The 17,559-nt window shown below is 66.2% G+C and carries 16 protein-coding genes; 4 read left to right on the top strand and 12 right to left on the bottom strand.

Annotated elements, in window-relative coordinates; genetic code table 11:
- Nucleotides 1-3: 3 nt before the first annotated feature.
- The 3 genes from WH265_RS20885 to WH265_RS20875 all read right to left on the bottom strand — a co-directional run bounded on the left by WH265_RS20885 (nucleotide 4) and on the right by WH265_RS20875 (nucleotide 4,060).
- Complete coding sequence (locus tag WH265_RS20885; protein ID WP_339559536.1) at nucleotides 4-1,590, bottom strand: class I adenylate-forming enzyme family protein; 1,587 nt, start codon at nucleotides 1,588-1,590, stop codon at nucleotides 4-6.
- 23 nt (nucleotides 1,591-1,613) lie between these two features.
- A complete protein-coding gene (locus tag WH265_RS20880) occupies nucleotides 1,614-2,567 on the bottom strand; it encodes a Bug family tripartite tricarboxylate transporter substrate binding protein (protein WP_339559535.1) in 954 nt (317 codons plus the stop codon).
- Nucleotides 2,568-2,755: 188 nt separating this feature from the next.
- Nucleotides 2,756-4,060, bottom strand: a complete 1,305-nt coding sequence (locus WH265_RS20875) for a Glu/Leu/Phe/Val family dehydrogenase (RefSeq protein ID WP_339536661.1) — start codon at nucleotides 4,058-4,060, stop codon at nucleotides 2,756-2,758.
- A gap of 208 nt (nucleotides 4,061-4,268) precedes the next feature.
- On the opposite strand from WH265_RS20875, the gene WH265_RS20870 reads away from it, so the two are divergent.
- Nucleotides 4,269-5,051: a fumarylacetoacetate hydrolase family protein gene (locus tag WH265_RS20870; RefSeq protein ID WP_339559534.1), complete on the top strand. Its 783-nt coding sequence runs from the start codon at nucleotides 4,269-4,271 to the stop codon at nucleotides 5,049-5,051.
- A gap of 97 nt (nucleotides 5,052-5,148) precedes the next feature.
- Here the strand turns inward: WH265_RS20870 and catC are convergent, their stop codons facing one another.
- From catC to WH265_RS20825, 9 genes are all read right to left on the bottom strand, one after another.
- Entirely contained in the window at nucleotides 5,149-5,433 is a 285-nt protein-coding gene (gene catC, locus WH265_RS20865; protein ID WP_021026843.1) for a muconolactone Delta-isomerase, read from the bottom strand.
- Between the two features lie 302 nt (nucleotides 5,434-5,735).
- Entirely contained in the window at nucleotides 5,736-6,500 is a 765-nt protein-coding gene (locus WH265_RS20860; RefSeq protein WP_339516826.1) for a hypothetical protein, read from the bottom strand.
- Between the two features lie 9 nt (nucleotides 6,501-6,509).
- Nucleotides 6,510-7,382 carry a YaiO family outer membrane beta-barrel protein gene (locus WH265_RS20855; protein ID WP_312988072.1) on the bottom strand — a complete coding sequence of 291 codons (873 nt, stop codon included), beginning with the start codon at nucleotides 7,380-7,382 and terminating at the stop codon, nucleotides 6,510-6,512.
- Nucleotides 7,383-7,401: 19 nt separating this feature from the next.
- Nucleotides 7,402-8,586: a non-hydrolyzing UDP-N-acetylglucosamine 2-epimerase gene (wecB, locus tag WH265_RS20850; RefSeq protein ID WP_339559533.1), complete on the bottom strand. Its 1,185-nt coding sequence runs from the start codon at nucleotides 8,584-8,586 to the stop codon at nucleotides 7,402-7,404.
- Nucleotides 8,583-10,472 carry a hypothetical protein gene (locus WH265_RS20845; RefSeq protein ID WP_339536658.1) on the bottom strand — a complete coding sequence of 630 codons (1,890 nt, stop codon included), beginning with the start codon at nucleotides 10,470-10,472 and terminating at the stop codon, nucleotides 8,583-8,585. The genes wecB and WH265_RS20845 overlap by 4 nt, the downstream gene beginning before the upstream one ends.
- Nucleotides 10,473-10,482: 10 nt before the next feature.
- On the bottom strand, nucleotides 10,483-11,484 hold the full coding sequence (locus WH265_RS20840; RefSeq protein ID WP_339516820.1) for a hypothetical protein: 1,002 nt from the start codon (nucleotides 11,482-11,484) through the stop codon (nucleotides 10,483-10,485).
- The gene (locus WH265_RS20835) at nucleotides 11,481-12,434 is read right to left on the bottom strand and encodes a polymer-forming cytoskeletal protein (protein WP_021026848.1); all 954 of its coding nucleotides are present in this window, start codon (nucleotides 12,432-12,434) and stop codon (nucleotides 11,481-11,483) included. The genes WH265_RS20840 and WH265_RS20835 overlap by 4 nt, the downstream gene beginning before the upstream one ends.
- Entirely contained in the window at nucleotides 12,431-13,891 is a 1,461-nt protein-coding gene (locus WH265_RS20830) for a glycosyltransferase family 2 protein (protein WP_339559532.1), read from the bottom strand. Before WH265_RS20830 ends, WH265_RS20835 begins: the two co-directional genes overlap by 4 nt.
- 522 nt (nucleotides 13,892-14,413) lie before the next feature.
- Nucleotides 14,414-15,181 carry an enoyl-CoA hydratase gene (locus WH265_RS20825; RefSeq protein ID WP_339559531.1) on the bottom strand — a complete coding sequence of 256 codons (768 nt, stop codon included), beginning with the start codon at nucleotides 15,179-15,181 and terminating at the stop codon, nucleotides 14,414-14,416.
- A 349-nt stretch (nucleotides 15,182-15,530) separates the two neighbouring features.
- On the opposite strand from WH265_RS20825, the gene WH265_RS20820 reads away from it, so the two are divergent.
- The 3 genes from WH265_RS20820 to WH265_RS20810 all read left to right on the top strand — a co-directional run bounded on the left by WH265_RS20820 (nucleotide 15,531) and on the right by WH265_RS20810 (nucleotide 17,505).
- Nucleotides 15,531-15,983 carry a YjfI family protein gene (locus WH265_RS20820; RefSeq protein ID WP_239644952.1) on the top strand — a complete coding sequence of 151 codons (453 nt, stop codon included), beginning with the start codon at nucleotides 15,531-15,533 and terminating at the stop codon, nucleotides 15,981-15,983.
- 40 nt (nucleotides 15,984-16,023) lie between these two features.
- Nucleotides 16,024-16,728: a PspA/IM30 family protein gene (locus tag WH265_RS20815; protein ID WP_312988081.1), complete on the top strand. Its 705-nt coding sequence runs from the start codon at nucleotides 16,024-16,026 to the stop codon at nucleotides 16,726-16,728.
- Nucleotides 16,729-16,821: 93 nt separating this feature from the next.
- Nucleotides 16,822-17,505, top strand: coding sequence for a ubiquinone biosynthesis protein UbiH (locus WH265_RS20810; RefSeq protein WP_339559530.1), 684 nt, complete (start codon nucleotides 16,822-16,824; stop codon nucleotides 17,503-17,505).
- Nucleotides 17,506-17,559: the final 54 nt, after the last annotated feature.

Raw genomic sequence — 17,559 nt, 5'->3', positions numbered from 1 at the left:
TGCTCAGGCCGCTGAGGCGCTGGTCTGGCTGGTTTGGCTCGCGTAGAGCGTGCGCAGCTCGCGCTTGAGCACCTTGCCGATCTCGCTGCGCGGCAGCTGGCTGTGGATGACCAGGTCGGCCACGCGCTGGGTCTTGCCCACGCGGCTGTTGAGCCACTGCTGCAGCTCGGCCGCCAGGGGGCTGCTGCCGGGCTGGGGCACCACATAGGCGACGGGGCTCTCGCCCCAGGCGTCCGAGGGCACGCCGATCACCGCGCATTCGCGCACCTCGGGGTGCTGCAGCATGACGGCCTCGATATCGCTGGGGTAGACGTTGAAGCCGCCGGTGATGATCATGTCCTTCTTGCGGTCGCCCAGCACGATGAAGCCATCGGCATCCATCTGGCCCACATCGCCGCTGCGGATAAAGCGCTCGCCGCTGGGGCTGATCCACTCGGCCTCGCGGGTCTTGTCGGGCTGGCGGTGGTAGCCGGTCATCATGCCGGCCGAGCGGCCGACGATCTCGCCCTGCGCGCCTGGGGGCAGCTCCTGGCCGTCCTCGTCGATAAAGCGCAGATCGGCATCCGGCCCGGCGCGGCCGACGGTGTGCAGCTTGTCGGGGAACTGGTGGCAGTGCAGCTCGCAGCGCACGCCCCCTTCGGTCATGCCGTAGTACTCGATCAGGCGCCCGGGCCAGCGGCGCAGCACCTCGGCCTTGAGCGCGGTCTTGAACGGCGCGCTGGTGCAGAACTTGTGCTGCAGCAAGTGCAGATTGGTCTGGTCAAACGCCGGGCAGTCGAGCAGGCGCTGGTATTGCACGGGCACCAGCATGGTGTGGGTGGCGCGCTCCTGCTGAGCCAGCTGCAGGTACTGGGCCGCATCGAACTTGCGCATCATCACCAAGGTGCCGCCCAGGGCCAAGGTGGGCAGGACCGCCACCAAGCTGGTGTTGGAGTACAGCGGCGTTGCGCACAGCGATACCGCATCAGGCCCATAGCCGTTGGTGACCGCGCGGTTCACATGCGACCAGCGCATGCCCCAGCTTTGCACAATGCCCTTGGGCACGCCGGTGGTGCCCGAGGAGTAGATCAGGTTGAAGGGCCACTGCGGCGTGGGCTGCACGGGTTGGGGCTCCTGTCCGGCGGGCACCTGGGCCAGCCAGTCGCTCCACGGTGTGCCGGCCTGCGCGGCATCGTCCAGCGCGATGCAGGGGCGCTCGGCCGTGCTGGCCAGCGGCCACTGGGCGGCGACCTCGGCATCGCGCAGCAGCAGCTTGGCCTCGGCGTTGTCCAGCATCGCGCTCAGGTGCTCGGCCGTGGCCGATGGCGCCAGCGGCGCCACGACGACACCGGCCTGCAGCGCGCCCAGGTAGGCCAGCACATAGGGCACCGAGGTGCTGGCGCAGATGGCCACCACATCACCGGCCTGCAGGCCTTGCTGCTGCAGCGCGCAGGCCACCTGGCGCATGCCCTGGGCCAGCTGGGCGTAGTTCAGGCGCGTGGCGCCCAGCACCAGCGCGGTGTGCTCGGGGCGCTCCCGGGCCTGGGCCAGCACCAGGGCGGGGATGGAGCCAAAGGGCTGGGCGAGTTGGAAGGAGGAAGTGTCAGACATAGCAAACATGCAAACGAAGGAAATCAGTCCAGGGACAGGTTGGCGGCGCGGACGATCTCGGCCCAGCGCTTGCGCTCCTGCGCGATGAAGGTGTCGTGCTCGGCCGCCGTCTCGCCGCCGGGCACACCGCCCAGCTCGGCAAAGGTGCGGCGGATGTCGGCGCTTTGCAGTGCCTCATGCGCTGCCTGCTGCAGGCGGTTGACGATGGCGTCCGGTGTGCCCGCCGGGGCGAGCAGGTCAAACCAGGCGGTCACATCCATCGGCACGCCGGCCTCGCGCATCGTCGGCACATCGGGCAGCTGGGCCGAGCGCTCGCGGCTGGTAATGGCCAGTGCCCGGAACTTGCCCGACTGGATGTGCGGCATCGAGCTGGGCAGGTTGTCGATCATGAAATCGACCTGCTGGCCCAGCAGGGCGGTGACGGCGGGCGCTGCGCCGCTGTGGGGCACCAGGGTCACATCCAGCCCGCTTTGCTGGCGGAACAGCTCGGTGGACATATGCGGCGACTGGCCCACGCCCGAGGTCGCGGCCGTCAGCGGCTTTTGCTTGCCCAGTGCGACGAGCTGCTGCACGTTCTGGATGGGGGAGTTGGCATGCACCACCAGGATGTTGGGCACCGAGATCACATTGGTGATGCCGCGCAGGTCGTTGGGGCCGTAGGACAGCTTTTTGTAAAGGCTGAAATTGATGGCCACCGGGCCGATGTTGCCCATCAGCAAGGTGTAGCCATCGGGCTTGGCGCGCGCCACATAGGCGGTGCCGATGCTGCCGCCGCCGCCGGCCTTGTTCTCGACGATGACGCTGGTCTTGAGCGAGGAGCCCATCTTCTGGGCCAGCAGGCGCGCTGCGATATCGGTGGTGCCGCCCGCAGCGGCGGGCACGACGATGGTGATGGGGCGGGACGGCCAGTCGGCCGCGAAGGCCAGCAGGGGTGAAAGCAGCAGGGCCGCGAGGGCGCGGCGGCGCGCAAAGCGCATGGCGTTGTCTCCGTATTTATCGTTAGGGGTTCACGATAGGGAGTTCCACCCAGCGGCGTGATGGGGTTTGCCTGCACCAGCGCGCATTGGGCCTTCGCACTTGCGAAAGCCATGCTTTGCGTGCGCGGAAGCAGGGCCAAAAAAAAGCGGCCCGAAGGCCGCTGATGAAGCGTGGAATAGCGCTGACTTTATGGGTACAGACCGCGTGCTTCGCGTGCGTGCAGAATGCGGCGGCAGGCGATGATGAAGGTGGCGGTACGCAGGGAGACCTTGTTCTCTTGCGCCACTTGCCACACGGCGGCAAAGGCTTCTTGCATGATGCGCACCAGACGGGCGTTGATCTCGTCCTCGCTCCAGAAGAAGCTGGAGAAATCCTGCACCCATTCGAAGTAGCTCACCGTCACGCCGCCGGCGTTGGCGATCACATCGGGCAGCACCAGCACACCCTTGTCATGCAGGATGTCATCGGCTTCGGTGGTGGTGGGGCCGTTGGCGCCCTCGATCACCATCTTGGCCTTGATCTTGCCGGCATTCTTGCCGTTGATCTGGCCTTCCAGCGCAGCAGGGATCAGGATGTCGCAGTCGACGGACCAGAAGTCGTCGTTGGCCATCTTGTCGGCGCCCTTGAAGCCGCCCACGCCACCGGTGTTGGCCACGTGCTCGAGCACGGCGGGCACATCCAGGCCCTTGGCGTTGAAGATGGTGCCGGTGTGGTCCTGCACGGCCACGACGATGGCGCCCGCTTCGGCAAACAGCTTGCCGGCCGTGCCACCCACATTACCAAAACCTTGCACCGCCACCTTGGCGCCTTGCAGGGCCAGGCCCGACAGCTTGGCAGCCTCGACGCCCACGGTGAACACGCCGCGGCCGGTGGCCTCGACACGGCCGAGCGAGCCGCCCAGATCGATAGGCTTGCCGGTGACCACGCCGGTAGCGGTGGCGCCGGTGTTCATCGAGTAGGTGTCCATCATCCAGGCCATGATCTGGCCGTTGGTGTTCACGTCGGGCGCCGGGATGTCCTTGGACGGGCCGATGAACAGGCCGATTTCGCTGGTGTAGCGGCGGGTCAGGCGTTCGAGCTCACCCTTGGACAGGGTCTTGGGATCGACACGGATACCGCCCTTGGCGCCACCGTAGGGCACGTTCACGGCGGCATTCTTGATCGACATCCAGGCCGACAGGGCCATCACTTCGGACAGGGTCACATCCTGGTGGAAGCGCACACCGCCCTTGCCTGGGCCACGGCTCAGGTTGTGCTGCACGCGGTAGCCTTCAAAGTGGGCGATCGTGCCGTTGTCCATCTCGATGGGCACATCCACGATCAGCGCGCGCTTGGGGCGCTTGAGCGTCTCGACCCAGCGGGCCAGCGAGCCCAGGTAAGGCGTGACGCGGTCGACCTGCTGCAGGTAGTTGCCCCAGGGGCCCAGGTGCTTGTGGTCGAGGTAGGAAGGCAGCGCGTGTTGTGCTGCGGCGGGAGTGCTGTTGGACGGCATACGATCCATGCGGTTGAAAAGGTCTGTACAGCTTAAATCCGCTCTATACCCTTTGTCCAAGGCCGGATGATTGGGATGGAATGCTTTTTTTGCATAACCTGGCACGGGTGCTGCTTACATGTCGCGCTTTTGCTGCGGTGACAGGGGCAGGCAGCGCTGTCCGTTACGCTATGCCGATTGGACTTTTTACACTTTCGGACCCATCGCCATGCCCTCTGCCAACACCGCTTTGACCTTCCAACCCGCTGCACTGGCCCAGGCGCTGCAGACCGCCACCTCGGCCGGCGCCGCCATCGATGCAGGCGCCTGGCCTGCCAGCCTGGCGCCTGCCGACATCATCGCCGTGCACCGCGAGCGGGCCCAGCGCTGGGGTGACGCCGCCCAAGCGCCCCAGTACTGGAAATCGGGTGGCCCCAGCCGCAGCCAGCCGCTGGGCCATGCGCCTCTGCCACCCCAAGGGGTGCATGGTGGCGGCGCCGATCTAGGGGCTACGCCGTTTTTTCTGCGTGGCGTCGAGGCGGAGATTGCGCTGCGCCTGGGCCACGCGGTCGATGCGGACCAGGCCGCTGCGCTCGATGAGGCCAGCGCGGCCGAGCTGATCGATGCGATGGCGGTAAGCATCGAGATGGTTGATTCGCGCTGGCAGCAGCAGCTGCAGGCGCCTGCGGCCTTGAAGGCGGCGGACCTGCTCTGCCATGGCGCGCTGGTGCTGGGTGCCTGGCAGCCCTACCGCCCGGTGGACGGCAGCACGCAGCGCTGCACGGTACAGATCGGTGCGCAGCCCGCCCAGGGGTTTGAGAACAGCTACGGCCTGCAGGACCCGGCCTGGCTGCTGCCGCAGTGGCTGCGCCATGCAACGGCCCACTTTGGCAGCCTGCGCGCCGGCACCGTGGTGACCACCGGCAGCTGGTGCGGCTTGCTGCAGGCCGCAGCTGGCGATGCAGTGCGGGTGCAGTTTGACGGCATTGGCGAGCTGCGCGTGCAGCTGTAGTGCGCGTATCCACGCCAGAAAGCACAACGCACACCGTTCGCCATGGGCGAGGGTGTGCGTCGCACAGCGGGTGGCCGGCCCCTGCCGGCGCAGGCTATCAGTTCTGGGCGATGGCCGAGGGGTGCTGGGCCAGCGGCGTGACCGAGATCTTCATGTAGGGGAACAGCGGCAGCGCCTGCAGCAGGCCGTGGAGCTCGTCGTTCGATTCCACATCGAACACGCTGTAGTTCGCATACTCGCCCGCCACGCGCCAGATGTGCTTCCAGCGGCCATCGCGCTGCAGATCTTGCGAATAGGCCTTCTCGCGGGCCTTGATCTCTTGGGCCTGCTCTTGGGGCAGGTCATGGGGAATGTTCACATCCATGCGAACCAGGTACAGCATTGTTTTCTCCTTGGCGGCGCCCCAGCGGGCCGGCCGGGGGGCCGGCCCCCGGGCGCCATGGGTCGATCGGTTGGTCTGGGCCCTGCGGACAGGGCCACGGCGCATTGTCCGCCCAGAGGCAAGCCAACAGGGTCTCGTCGGCTAATCGTTGCTTGGGAAACTTTTTGGATCCTGGATGAGGGGTGGCCGGCTAGGTGCGGCCGGTGAGGTGTGGCCGGCAAGGTGTCCTCGGCTGGGCACGGCCGACTGGGCGCCCCCGGTTAGGCACGGCCGGTTAGGCGCCTCCAGCTAGGCGCCCCCAGCTAGGCGCCTCCTCGCTCAGGCGCTGGCGCAAAGCTCATGAACAGGCCGTAGATGCCCAGCTGCGCCGCAATCTGGGGCAAAAAGCTGAACAGCATGTACAAGGGCAAGGTCACGAGCAGGCTGAACTGCTGGGCCAGCCAGGCGAGCGAGGCGGCCTGCAGCGGGATGCTGACAACCAGCATCAGCATGCCGGTCATCGTGGCGGCGACCTTGTGCAGCACGGGGATCGGGAAGATGTAGAGCACCAGCGCATGCACAGCCGGCAGCAGCCAGAGCATGGCCAGGCCCATGTCCAGGATGTTGTCGGCCAGCAGGCGGTTGACGTCGCTGACGGCCAGCGTGGGCAGGAACTCGTAGGACAGCAGCCCCACGATGCCCAGCAGCGCGACAATGCGCAGGCCGTAGATCAGCGGCAGGCGCTCGCGCGAGAGCACAAAGGACAGCGCCATCAGCCCCAGCGACAGCAGCGCGCCGCCCCACCACTGCCAGAGATTGGGTGGCGGCACGTAGAAATGCGTGCGCACCACCTCGATGGGCACGCCCAGCAGCGATGTGGTCTGCACCTCCACGCCCTCGCTGCTGCCCAGGCCCAGATGCGGCCAGGCCCAGCCCAGCACATCGGCCCAGCGGTGCATCAACAGCGGCGCAGCCCACCACAGCACCAGCCAGAAGGCCAGCAGCAGCACCAGCAACTGGGCGCTGTGCTGCCAGGTCCAGATGTAGCTTCTGAGGCCCCGGTGCTGGCGGGTCATGCGCAACGACATGGCCTGGCCTTAGAAGTCGAAGAACACCGCAGCGCTCAGGCCCTTGCGGTTGTAGTAGGGGTTGCGGTAGAACTGGCCGCCGACCAGGTAGCCCCAGTCCTTGCCCAGCCACTGGCGCCATTGCAGGCTCAGCTCGGTGGACTGGAAGCCGACCTGGTCACCGGCACCGTTGGCGATGGCGCCGGTGGGCAGGTAGCCTTCCTTGCCATGGTCGATGCGGGCGGTGAAATAGTGCTGTTTTTCGCGGCCCATGGTCAGCGCGGCAAAGCCGCGGTAGCCTTCGACCGAGCCGGGGTTGGACTTGTTGTAGACCACGCCGCCTTCGCCGACCCAGTCATTGGCCGAGTAGTAGGCCACCGACGCGGTGATGCCGGTGTCGCGGTGGATGCCGTCGCGGCTGGCCGACTTCATCAGCGCCAGGCCGGTCACCCACTGCTGGCTCTCGGTCCACTTTCGGTAGATGGCGATGTCGCCGCGGTACTTGTTCTGGAAATCGGCCGAGCCGGAGCTGGCGCCCACCGACATGTACCACCAGGGCGACAAGGTCTGCGTCAGCGACAGCGCGCCCACGGTACCGCGCTGGTCAAAGTGGCGCTGGCTGGCCAGGTCCCAGTTCAGCACGGTGCCAGGCTTGAGGCCGACATAGCCGCGCACGTACTCGTCGTTCCAGTTGCTGTTGCCGCCGGTCAGGCTGGAAAAGCCCGCGCCGATATCAACGCGGCCGCGCTGGCCGGGCTCGAAGTCTGCGGCCGGTGCTGCCGGCGCGGCGGCTGGCTCGGTGATGGGAGCTGCGGCGCTGGCGGCCGTGGTCTGGGCCATGGCAGGGGCCAGCAAGGCGGCGGCGCTCAGGGCCAGGGAGCTGCGCAGGAAGATGGTGTTCATGGTGTTCTTGTGTTGGTTTTTAGAGGGAGGTTGGCTGCAGGTGGCGGGCAATCGCGGCGGCAATCTGCACGCCGCTGCTGCCATCGCCAAAGGGGTTGTCGACGGTGACCGGTGGCTGGCCGGGCAACTGGCCCGTGGCCAGCACATGGCTGGCGGCCGAGAGGATGCGTGCAGCCTCGGTGCCCACCAGCAGGCCGGCGCCGCAGGTGATGACTTCCGGGCGCTCGGTCACATCGCGCATCACCAGCAGTGGCTTGTGCAGCGACAGGCCTTCTTCCTGGATGCCGCCCGAATCGGTCAGCAGCAGCTGGGCCGCGTCCATGATCTCGACCATGGGCGCATAGTCCAGCGGGGCCGTCAGGCGCCAGCGGCTCTGCACCTCGGCAGCACTGGTGGCATGCACGCTGCGCACCACGTCCTGCACCAGCGGGTTCAGGTGCACCGGCCAGATCACGGCGGCATCGGGGTGTTGCTCGAGCAGTCGGGCCACCGACCGGGCAATCGCCACCATGGGCTCGCCCCAGTTCTCGCGCCGGTGCGCGGTCACCAGCACCAGCTGGCGCAGGCCGCTGTCGACAAACCACTGGTAGTCCGGGTTGGCCACCGGCTGGCCGGCAGCGCGCTGCTGGCGCACATGGCGCGCGGCCAGCAGCACGGCATCGACGACGGTGTTGCCGACCACCGCGATCTCACCGGGCACGTTTTCCTTCTCCAGGTTCTCGCGGGCCTGGCCGGTGGGCGCAAAGTGCCATTGGCTCACGCGGCCGATCAGGCTGCGGTTGATCTCTTCGGGGAAGGGCTCGGAGATGCGGCCCGAGCGCAGACCGGCCTCGACATGGCCGACGGGAATCTGCAGGTAGGCGGCCGCGAGCGCGCCCATGGCGGCGCTGCTGGTGTCGCCATGCACCAATGCCACAGCGGGTTGGAGGCTGGCCAGGGTGCTGCCGATGGCCGACATCAGCTCGCTCGACAGCGCCGGCAGGGTGGCGACCTCGCGCTTGAGGCGGATCACCTCCTGGGGGGCGATGCCGAAGAATTCATACAGCGGCCAGGCCATCTCCTCGTGCTGGCCGGTGTGCAGCACATGGGTGGTGATGCCGCGCTGGCGCAGTGCCAGCACCACCGGGGCCATCTTGATGATCTCGGGCCGGGTGCCCATGATGGCGGCCACGCAGAAGGGGGAGGAGGGATTGGAGGAGCTCATGGTTGGCGATGCAGTTCAAGGCTGAGGTCTTTGCCGTCCTGCACGCGGACCAGCCAGGCGTCGTCGGTGGCTTGCACCTGGGCCTGCCCGGCGCGCACGCGCACGGCATCGTATTTTTTCTTGGGCACGGTCCAGGTCATCGTGGCCAGGGACTGGGCGTGGCTGGCGCTGAGCAGGTCGTTGTCGCCCTCGGCCGTGATGGACCACTGCACCTGGTTGCGCCGGCTGAGGAAGTCGGCCGCCTCGCCCATCGAGATGAACTGGCATTGATGGCGGTCCGCACAGGCCTGCACGCTGTCGATGTAGGCCTTCACGGCGGGCAGGTAGTCCACCGCGCCAATGGGGTGGAAATAGCTCAGGCGGATGCTGCGGGTGTGCTCGATAAAGCCCGCGACCTGCTGCAGCCACTGGCCGAACTCGGCAACCGGTATCTTCTGGAACGAGGCCTCTTCGGCCGACGCGACCTGGCCATAGGTCAGCACCGGGAAGGCCCAGGACTGGTCGACCTGGCGCGAGCCCAGCCACAGCCGCGTGGGCGGCATGCCGACGTTGGCCACCGTGTAATAGGCCTGCACGCCATGCTCGGCCATCCAGTCATAGGTCCACAGCGGGGTGTTGCCATTGGGGGCCGAGTATTCCTTGGGCTGCAGGCCCTGGTTGGCCTTGGTGACCGAGGCATTGTTCAGATCGAGAAACGGCATGAAATCGTCGGCGTTGTCGTCTGAGGCGTTGTTGCCGAAATAGTTGTGGATCCAGCCGCCATGGTTGCCGATGGTGTGGCCCTGGCTGAGTAGCTTCTGGATCATCTGCTGGGCGTCTTCGTTGTAGTCCAGGTCCATGCCCAGGCCGTCGCCCGGCTTGTTCACATCGGGGCCGGCGGTGAAGTGCAGGGACTGGTGGCCGTGGTCAAAAACACCGGCGTCCTGCAACTCGTGCAAAAAGCCGATGGCCCGGCCGTCGTCGTTGTGCCAGTTCAGCACCAGCGCGCCCATGCCATCGGGCGAGGCCAGCAGTTGCGGCTGCTGCACCAGCTGCTGGGCAAAGTAGCCCAGAAAGCCGTGCAGAAAAATGCCGTCAGTGCGCTGCAGTAAATAGGTCAGCGGCAGGTTGATGAACATCGCCTGGCCCTTGCCCCAGCGGTTGACGCTGGCCACCACATCGCCATTGCTCGATTGCAGCAGGATGCGTGCGCCCTGGGGACGGTCGGTCTTGAGCACGGTAAAGCGCTGCGAATCCTTGGTGTAGCCGGCGATGAAGCTGGGAAAGCCCGGTTCATCGACCGCCAGCTCCTCGGGGTCGATCGCGGTGAGCTTGGCAGCGGCCTTGGCATCGAGGTAGCGCCCTGGCGGTATGCCCAGCAGCTCCATCGTGGCGGGCGCGCCCCGGATCTCTTCATAGTCGGACAGCTGGTCCTTGTAGGTGTCGTAGTCGCCATAGCGCACACCCAGCATCTGCGACAGGCGTGATGTGCCCTTGCTGTAGTAGCCACGCTCGTCCAGCATGCCGCCGTCCTGCACCACCATGGCCTTGCCGCCAGCCTGCACCACGTCGATCAGGGTCTGCACTGCCGCATCCGAGATATTGCGGTGGAAGGTATCGGGCAGGATCACCGCCTGCTGCGCAGCGGGGGCGCCATAGTGGATGCCGCGCATCCATTCGCTGATCGCCAGCGGCTTGAGCAGCACGCCGCGCTCGCGCGCCGCCTCGCTCCAGATCTGGACCTGGGGCGCATTGGCGGGCAGGCCATCGGGAACCAGCAAGCTGATGGTGGCGTAGTGCTGGCTGGCCTGCAGGCTGCGCGACTGGTGCCAGCCAATGACGGCGAGCAGGCACAGCACCACGGCGGTGGCGGCCAGCCATTTCTTCCAGCGCAAGAGCTTGTTCATGGTGTCAGCCTCAAGGGTTGGCAGCCGGGGCGGGCGCGGGCATCGTGGCCATTGCAAAAGGGCACTGGGTGCTGATTCCCGTGTGCGCCAGTGCGTGGTCAATCATTGCATCGAGCACCGTCCAGCCCACCGTGGGCTGGAAGGGCCGCAGCGATGCACGCCAGCAGGCGGCCTGGATCGGTGCGGTTTGGCGCATTTTCCATGCAACCAGGCCCCATGCATAGTGGTCTTCGCTGCGCGAGAGCCAGGCGCTGCCATGCTGGGCCAGCCACTGGGCGGTGGCGCGGTCCGATTCGGCGCGCGAAATAACGCCGGTCTGCCACAGGTAGGCGCTGGCCAGGGTGTGGGGATAAAAGCGTGGCTGGTCGTATTCGGGCAAGGCCGGTTTCCAGTCGCTGCCGCTGCGAAAACGCCGGTTGATGGCCGCTGCCAGCTGCCTGGAGGCGGGGCCGGCCTGCGCCCCTTCGGCCACGCGCAGCGCCTCGTAGACCTCGATGTTGTCCATCAGGTAGTACAGCTCGGTGTCCAGCAAGGCTTTGTAGAGCTGGTTCTTGGGGTTGCGCAGGCGCGCGAGCAGCTGTTGGCTGCGTGCAACGGCTTGCTGGGCGGCGGCCTGCTGGCCCGGCTCCAGCCATTTCTTGTGCTGCGCCTGGTGCAGCATCTCGATCGTGGTGGCGGCCATGGAGTCGTCGGCATCGGCACCCATGCAGCTGCGCCAGGCCTTGTCGGCCGTGGGGCAAAAGCGGTCAAAGCCGCCATCCTGGCGCTGGCGCGGCAGCAGCCAGGCCAGCCACTGCTGCAGCTCGGCCTGCAGTGGCACATCCGCCTGCAGCGCGATGGTGAAGCCCTTGTTGATGAAGTAAGGATCCACTACCTGGCCGCCCAAGGTGGTGTAGTAGGCGCCATCGCCCGTCGCAAAGGCGGCCAGCGCCGGGGGCTCGGCTGGCTGCGCTGCGCCCGCCAGCTGCCAGGCCATGGCCGCCGAGGCGATCCAGAGATTGCGTGTTTTCATAGCACCACCTGTCCGGAACGTACGGCAGCCATACTGCCATAGACCCGCACACTGGCGTGCAAGGCAATGGTCCAGGCCGAGACACTGCTGGGGCAGTCCTTGTCGCCCACCTGGCTGTCGGGGCCCAGCTGCAGGCGCTTGCCGGCGCACAAGGGCCCTTCGACATAGTTGTTGCCCTTGGTCTGCAGGTCGCCCTGCACGAACACCGCGCCCTGCACACAGGCGCTCTGGGCCAGCACGGCATTGCCATGCACCTTGATATGGCCCACGACCACGGACATCTCTTCCATCAGCAGGTTGCCGGTGACCACCAGGCCGCCGCGCACAATGGTGCCGGCGGGAATGCGCAGGTCGCCTTCATGGCGCCGCTGCAGCGTCGTCAGCGGCATGCCGGTGCCCAGCTCGGGCAGCGGGAACTGCAGCGAGCGCTTGAGGGGCCAGGTAAAGATGCAGGCGGCCGAGAGGCGCAAAAAGCGCGCACCGGGCGACAGCACGATATGGCGCTCGGCGCTGGTCAGGCGGGCCAGCTGGGCCGGGCCCAGGCAGTGGATGCTCTTGGCATGCAGCACGCGCTGCACCACGCTGTTGGCCTGCAGCTCGACGACGTCGCTGGAGACAAGGCTGCGCAGCTGCGATCTGAAGCCGATCACGACCGGTACCTCGGTCCGGGCCATCAGGCGCGATTGGCCACGGGGCACCATCAGGCGCCCCTGGTCATCGTGCTGCCATTGGGCCACGCGGGGCATGGCCTCGAGCAGATCGAGCTGCTCGGCCATGCGCTGGGCGGTGTAGTCTGTGCGGCCGTTGTCCAGCGGATCGATGGCCAGCGCATCGGCATCGCTGCGCGAATACAGCTCGCGCAGCGCCGGCAGCAGCGGCAACAGGAAGACCAGGGCGGTCACGGTCAGCCACATGCTGCCAAACAGCAGGGGGTGGACGGGGGCGGTCATACACGTGCTTCAGGCAGGGCGGAGGGGGAGACGGCGGCGGCGGCGGCGGGGGCAGTAGCGGGCGCCTGGCGGTAGCGCACGGTCTTGTCCCATTTGAACTGGCGCTTGAACAGCTTGTCGAGCAGCAGCCCGTCGATCGTGGCCTTGGAAACCGCCACCATGCTGACGACAAAGCCCGTCAGCAGCAGCGGCAAGAGGCGCAGGCGGCGCTGGTGGCCGTCGAGGTGCACGGCAGCGGCCACTTCAAAGAAGGCGGCGAAGTTGCCCACGCAGGCAAAACCGGTGGCGATCAGCAGCATCAGCAAGGCAATGTTCACATTGGCGCCGATGCCGTAGCCGGTCACCGTCAGCACCAGGGCCAGCAGCCAGCCCACCAGCAAGATGGGCGACATCAGGAACACGCCCAAAAGTGCCACGCCGTCGACACGCTCCATCCAGCGCAGGCCCTTGCGGGTCAGCATCTCGGTGCCCAGCTTGGTCATCACCTGGTTGTGGCCCTTGGCCCAGCGGCTGATCTGGCGAAAACGCACGGCCCAGCTCTCAGGCACTTCCTCATAGCATTCGGCGTAGCCCAGGTAGGCGGTTTGCCAGCCCTTGAGCAGCAGGCGGTAGGTCAGGTCGGTGTCCTCGGCCAGCACCTCGGGGGTCCAGCCGCCCACATCCTGCAGCGCGCTCAGGCGAATGCCGCCCACGGTGCCGCCGTACTGCGCCACCGCACCCATGTTGAAGCGGGCCTGCTGGTCGACCTGGTAGCCGCCGGAGCGCTCCAGATCCAGCAGGCGGGTGAGCAGGTTCACGCCGGCGTTCTGCGGCACGACGCGGCCCATGACGGCGCCCACCTCGGGGTCGAGGAAGGGGGCGACGAGCTGCTTGATGATTTTCTTGCCCGGCAGGTAGTCGGCGTCGAACACCACGATCAGCTCGGACTCGCCCCGGGCCTGGACGATGGCGGTGGCATCGGCCAGCGCCGCGGCCTTGCCTGGAGGGCCTTCCTGGCGGTGGAACAGCTGCAGGCGGCCAGGGTGGCGGTCGGCATAGCTGTCGATGATCTGGCGCGTGCCATCGGTCGAGCGGTCATTGACCGGCATGATCGTCAGGCGATCGCGCGGGTAGTCCACATCCAGGAGCGCCTCGATGCAGCCCGAGATCACGGCCTCTTCGTTGTGCGCTGCAATAAAGACGGTGATGTGCGGCCAGTGCGCCTGCTCGATGCCGGCATACAGCGGGCGCTGGCGTGCGAACAGGCGGTTGAGCGTGAACGCGTAGTGGCGGAAGGTGTAGAGCGCCTCCAGCAGCACCACCACCAGCAGAGCGGCCAGGCACAGGCCCAACCCCCAGGTGGCCCAGCTGGCCTGGTAAGGCCGCAGTGGCTGGGCATGGGCCAGCACAGGCAAAAGGCCCAGGAACGCTGCGCAGAGGGCAGGGGCCTGAAAGGAGGGGGCGGAGCGCTTGGGCATGGTGATTGATAGAAAAAAATTCTCACGACTTGTGATTCGATTATATCAATCACCACAAACGCATGAATAGTGTTTCAACAAGTATCCGAGTAAAAAGTAAGTATTCATTAACGATAAAGGGAATAACTATCAACGATTTGCCAAAAGATGGCACTGAGCAGGTTACAAATTGATGCTTGATTTGGAAGCCTTTTTTAACGATCAAATGTAAAAAATGCTGCGGCGCATCAAAATTTTATGTGTCTGGATGATGCTTTTCTTGAGGGGTCTGATGCCTACCCCATAGAAAAATGACAAGGCATGCTTGGGGCTTGGCGACAACGCTGCGCCCTGCATCAGCGCTGGCAGCGTGGCGCAGACCATCCGGGCGCGATGGGGCAGCGCCCAGACGCAGGCGGTTTGGGCGATGGAGGAGGGGAGGAGGGAAAACGGCGAAGGGGCTCCGCTGGGGGAGCCCCGGCTCAGCTGGCGATGCCGGCTGCTGGCAAAGTGCAATCAGGGGGTGGGGGCCTGCCGGGTGCTTCAGTGCTCGCCAAACCGGGCCATATAGGCCTGGGGCTCGCCGGTCTTGAAGGCGTTGGCAAATTCCTGCACGCTGTCTTCGATGGCCTGGTCGAGCGATTGCTTTTCCCAGGCGCGCAGCATGCGTTTTTGCTGGCGCAGCGCCTGCGGGCCGTAGCCGGCCAGCTTGTGGGCCATGTGCTCCACCTCGTCGTCGAGCCGCTGTGGCGGCACCACCTGGTCGAGCAGGCCCCACTGCAGCGCCTGCGCGGCATCGATGTTGTCGCCGGTCAGCAGCAGCCACTGCGTGCGCGCCGCGCCAATCAGCCGGGGCAGCATCGCGGCATGGATCACCGAGGGGATACCGACCTGGACCTCGGGCATACCGCACTGCACGCGGTTGCTGGCAATGCGGATATCGCAGGCGCAGGCCAGCTCCAGCCCGCCGCCCAGCGTCCAGCCCGGCAGGCGGGCAATCACCGGCGTGGGGAACTGGCGCGCGGCTTCGCAGACGCGGCGCAGCCGGGTGATGAAGGCAGCGGCATTGTCGGGCGTAAGCGCGCGCATTTCCTTGATATCAGCGCCCGCGACAAAGGCCTTGTCGCCGGTGCCGCGCAGCACCAGCACGCGGATGCGGCTGTCCTTTGCCAGCGTATCGAATGCCTGGGCCAGCGCTTCGAGCACCGGTGACGACAGGATATTGAGGCTGCCGGCATGGCGAATCGTCAAGGTGGCGACGCCGTTGTCTTGCAAGGCAGCGTGGGCATGGTGCAGGTCGATCAAAAGCATCTGGCCATTGTGAAGATGCCACAGGATGGGGCCGGTCCCCACAGAGACAAAACACGGTGACAGCCCGAGAAATAGCCCTGCAGTGCTATGATTTCAAAGGAGAATTTACATATTGAAACTATTACATGTACACATCACATGTAATGGCTGTTATCGTCATCCCATGGACCAAAAAACATCTGCCCACTACCAGCGACTGCACCGCCAACGGCTGCGGGAGCAGGGTTTGGTGAAAAAAGAGGTCTGGGTACTCCCTGAGTACAGCGCGGCCCTGCACCTGCTCGAAAAGCAGATGCGCCAGCCGCAGGCACAACCGGGTTCATTGACCATCTACCGACAGGAGGGGAGCATGGAAAGCAGCAAGCACCATTACCGCAGCATTCAGGCGCTGGCCGACGAGCTGGGCGCATCGGCGCTGGCCCGCGAGGGCAAGTTGCAGATAGAGCTACTGGAGGGGGCCGAGACCAGTGTGCTGGTCACCCTGTCCGATTTTGGCGATCTGCCCGTGCATGTGGCCCTGTCGGGTGAGCAATTGGTGGTCGAGGCCTTTTTGTGGCCCGCCAACCAGGTGCGCGATGGCGCCGGCCTCAATGCACAGATCCTGCGCCTGCAAAAGCTGTTCCCGTTCACGACGATGGCGCTGGAGCCGCTGACCCGGGGCGGTGAGGGCTATGTGATGTTTGCCGCCATGCGCGCCAACAGCAGCACGGACGACATCCTGGCCGAGATCCTGATCCTGGCCGACAGCGTGATCCAGGCCACCGAGGCGCTGGCCCCCTATCTGACCCTGGCGCAGGTCTGAGCGCAGCCCGTCCCCGACCCCACAGTACAAGGAGAGCATCATGACCGTATGGAACAAGCTGGTGACTGCGCTGCGCGGCGCCGCGCACGAGGCGGGTGAAGCCGTCACCGACAGCCAGGCGCTGCGCATCCTGGACCAGGAAATCCGCGATGCCGACAATGACCTGAACAGCTCCAAGGAAGCGCTGGCCGAGATCATGGCCAAGCAAAAGCTGTCCGCCGGCAAGCTGCAGACCACGCAAGCCAAGATTGCCGAGTACGAAGGCTATGCGATGAAGGCGCTGGAAACCCAGGACGAGGCGCTGGCACTGGAAGTCGCCGGCAAGGTCGCCCTGCTCGAAACCCAGCGTGATGAGGAAGAGGCCCAGCTGGGCGCCTTCACCCAGAGCGTGGAGCAGCTGCGCGGCGCGATCCAGACCGCGCAGTCCAATATCAAGCGGCTCAAGCAGCAGGCCGACACCGTCAAGGCCACCGAGAGCGTGCAGCGCGCCCAGGCCACGGTGGCGGGCCGCTACACCGGCTCGCAGTCGCGCGTGCAGACGGCGCTCGATTCGCTCGAACGCATCAAGCAAAAGCAGGCCGAGCGCGGCGCCCGCATGGAGAGCGCGGCCGAGCTGGCGCACAGCAGCAGCGAAGACGCGCTCGACGCCAAGCTGCGTGCCGCCGGCATCACCGCCGCTGCCGGCAATGCGCAGTCGGTGCTCGAGCGCCTCAAGGCGCAGCGCGCCGGCTCCAAGGAGGGCTGATCGCGCCCGGGGCCCTGGCTGGCCCGACCAGACACACAACAAGTGAGGAGCCGGCGCCACGCCCGCTACCGCACACCTAGAAGAGGGACTGCCATGTCGACCTTTCTGCACTATGCGCTGGGCTTTCCGACCTTCATCTTCGGCGCATTGCTGCTGTGCATGCTGCTGTACTGGCTGATCGCCCTGGTCGGCCTGGTGGAGACCGATTCGCTGGACCAATGGCTGCTGTTCGATGGCAGCGACCATGCCCATGGCGTGGAGCATTCGGTCAGCGCGCTCGCGGGCCTGCTGCTCAAGGTCGGGCTGGGCGGTATTCCGGCCACCGTCATCCTGACGGTGTTGCTGCTGCTGTCCTGGCTGGCCTCCTATGTGCTGTGCCACCTGGTGCCGATGCCCGAGGGCTGGACCCTGGTCAACCTGATCACTGGCAGCGCGCTGGCGCTGGCTGCGCTGGTGCTGGGCTTTGCCGCCACCGTCGTGGTGCTGCGGCCGCTGCGCGGCCTGGTGGCGCGCATTGCGCCGCCCGAAACCCCGCAGGTGCTGCTGGGCCGCACAGGCCTGGTGCGCAGCGGTGTCGTCAACGGCACACAGGGCTACGGCAGCGTCGATGACGGCGGCGGCGGGCTCAATGTGCAGATGCGCTCGCCCGAGCGCGAGTTGCCGCGCGGCACCGAGATCGTGCTGATCGAGCACCTGCCGGCGCACAACGCCTGGCGCGTGGTCAGCAAGGCCGAGTTCGACGGCAGCGAGATACCGGGCCTGCACCCACCTGTTTGATAGAAGCGGCTCGCCAGCGCCAGCACGGCGGGCCCGCATCGCATTTTTTTAGAA

The organism is Comamonas sp. MYb396 (assembly GCF_037479555.1).
Taxonomy (GTDB): Bacteria; Pseudomonadota; Gammaproteobacteria; order Burkholderiales; family Burkholderiaceae_C; genus Comamonas.
Note: the sequence above shows the minus strand (reverse complement) of the source record. Positions and strands in the feature narration are given on the sequence as shown.

Bases quoted from the DNA above. Each gene is read 5' to 3' on its own strand.
- WH265_RS20885 (WP_339559536.1), bottom strand. From the start codon at position 1,590: ATGTCTGACACTTCCTCCTTCCAACTCGCCCAGCCCTTTGGCTCCATC.
- WH265_RS20880 (WP_339559535.1), bottom strand. From the start codon at position 2,567: ATGCGCTTTGCGCGCCGCCGCGCCCTCGCGGCCCTGCTGCTTTCACCC.
- WH265_RS20875 (WP_339536661.1), bottom strand. From the start codon at position 4,060: ATGCCGTCCAACAGCACTCCCGCCGCAGCACAACACGCGCTGCCTTCC.
- WH265_RS20870 (WP_339559534.1), top strand. From the start codon at position 4,269: ATGCCCTCTGCCAACACCGCTTTGACCTTCCAACCCGCTGCACTGGCC.
- catC (WP_021026843.1), bottom strand. From the start codon at position 5,433: ATGCTGTACCTGGTTCGCATGGATGTGAACATTCCCCATGACCTGCCC.
- WH265_RS20860 (WP_339516826.1), bottom strand. From the start codon at position 6,500: ATGTCGTTGCGCATGACCCGCCAGCACCGGGGCCTCAGAAGCTACATC.
- WH265_RS20855 (WP_312988072.1), bottom strand. From the start codon at position 7,382: ATGAACACCATCTTCCTGCGCAGCTCCCTGGCCCTGAGCGCCGCCGCC.
- wecB (WP_339559533.1), bottom strand. From the start codon at position 8,586: ATGAGCTCCTCCAATCCCTCCTCCCCCTTCTGCGTGGCCGCCATCATG.
- WH265_RS20845 (WP_339536658.1), bottom strand. From the start codon at position 10,472: ATGAACAAGCTCTTGCGCTGGAAGAAATGGCTGGCCGCCACCGCCGTG.
- WH265_RS20840 (WP_339516820.1), bottom strand. From the start codon at position 11,484: ATGAAAACACGCAATCTCTGGATCGCCTCGGCGGCCATGGCCTGGCAG.
- WH265_RS20835 (WP_021026848.1), bottom strand. From the start codon at position 12,434: ATGACCGCCCCCGTCCACCCCCTGCTGTTTGGCAGCATGTGGCTGACC.
- WH265_RS20830 (WP_339559532.1), bottom strand. From the start codon at position 13,891: ATGCCCAAGCGCTCCGCCCCCTCCTTTCAGGCCCCTGCCCTCTGCGCA.
- WH265_RS20825 (WP_339559531.1), bottom strand. From the start codon at position 15,181: ATGCTTTTGATCGACCTGCACCATGCCCACGCTGCCTTGCAAGACAAC.
- WH265_RS20820 (WP_239644952.1), top strand. From the start codon at position 15,531: ATGGAAAGCAGCAAGCACCATTACCGCAGCATTCAGGCGCTGGCCGAC.
- WH265_RS20815 (WP_312988081.1), top strand. From the start codon at position 16,024: ATGACCGTATGGAACAAGCTGGTGACTGCGCTGCGCGGCGCCGCGCAC.
- WH265_RS20810 (WP_339559530.1), top strand. From the start codon at position 16,822: ATGTCGACCTTTCTGCACTATGCGCTGGGCTTTCCGACCTTCATCTTC.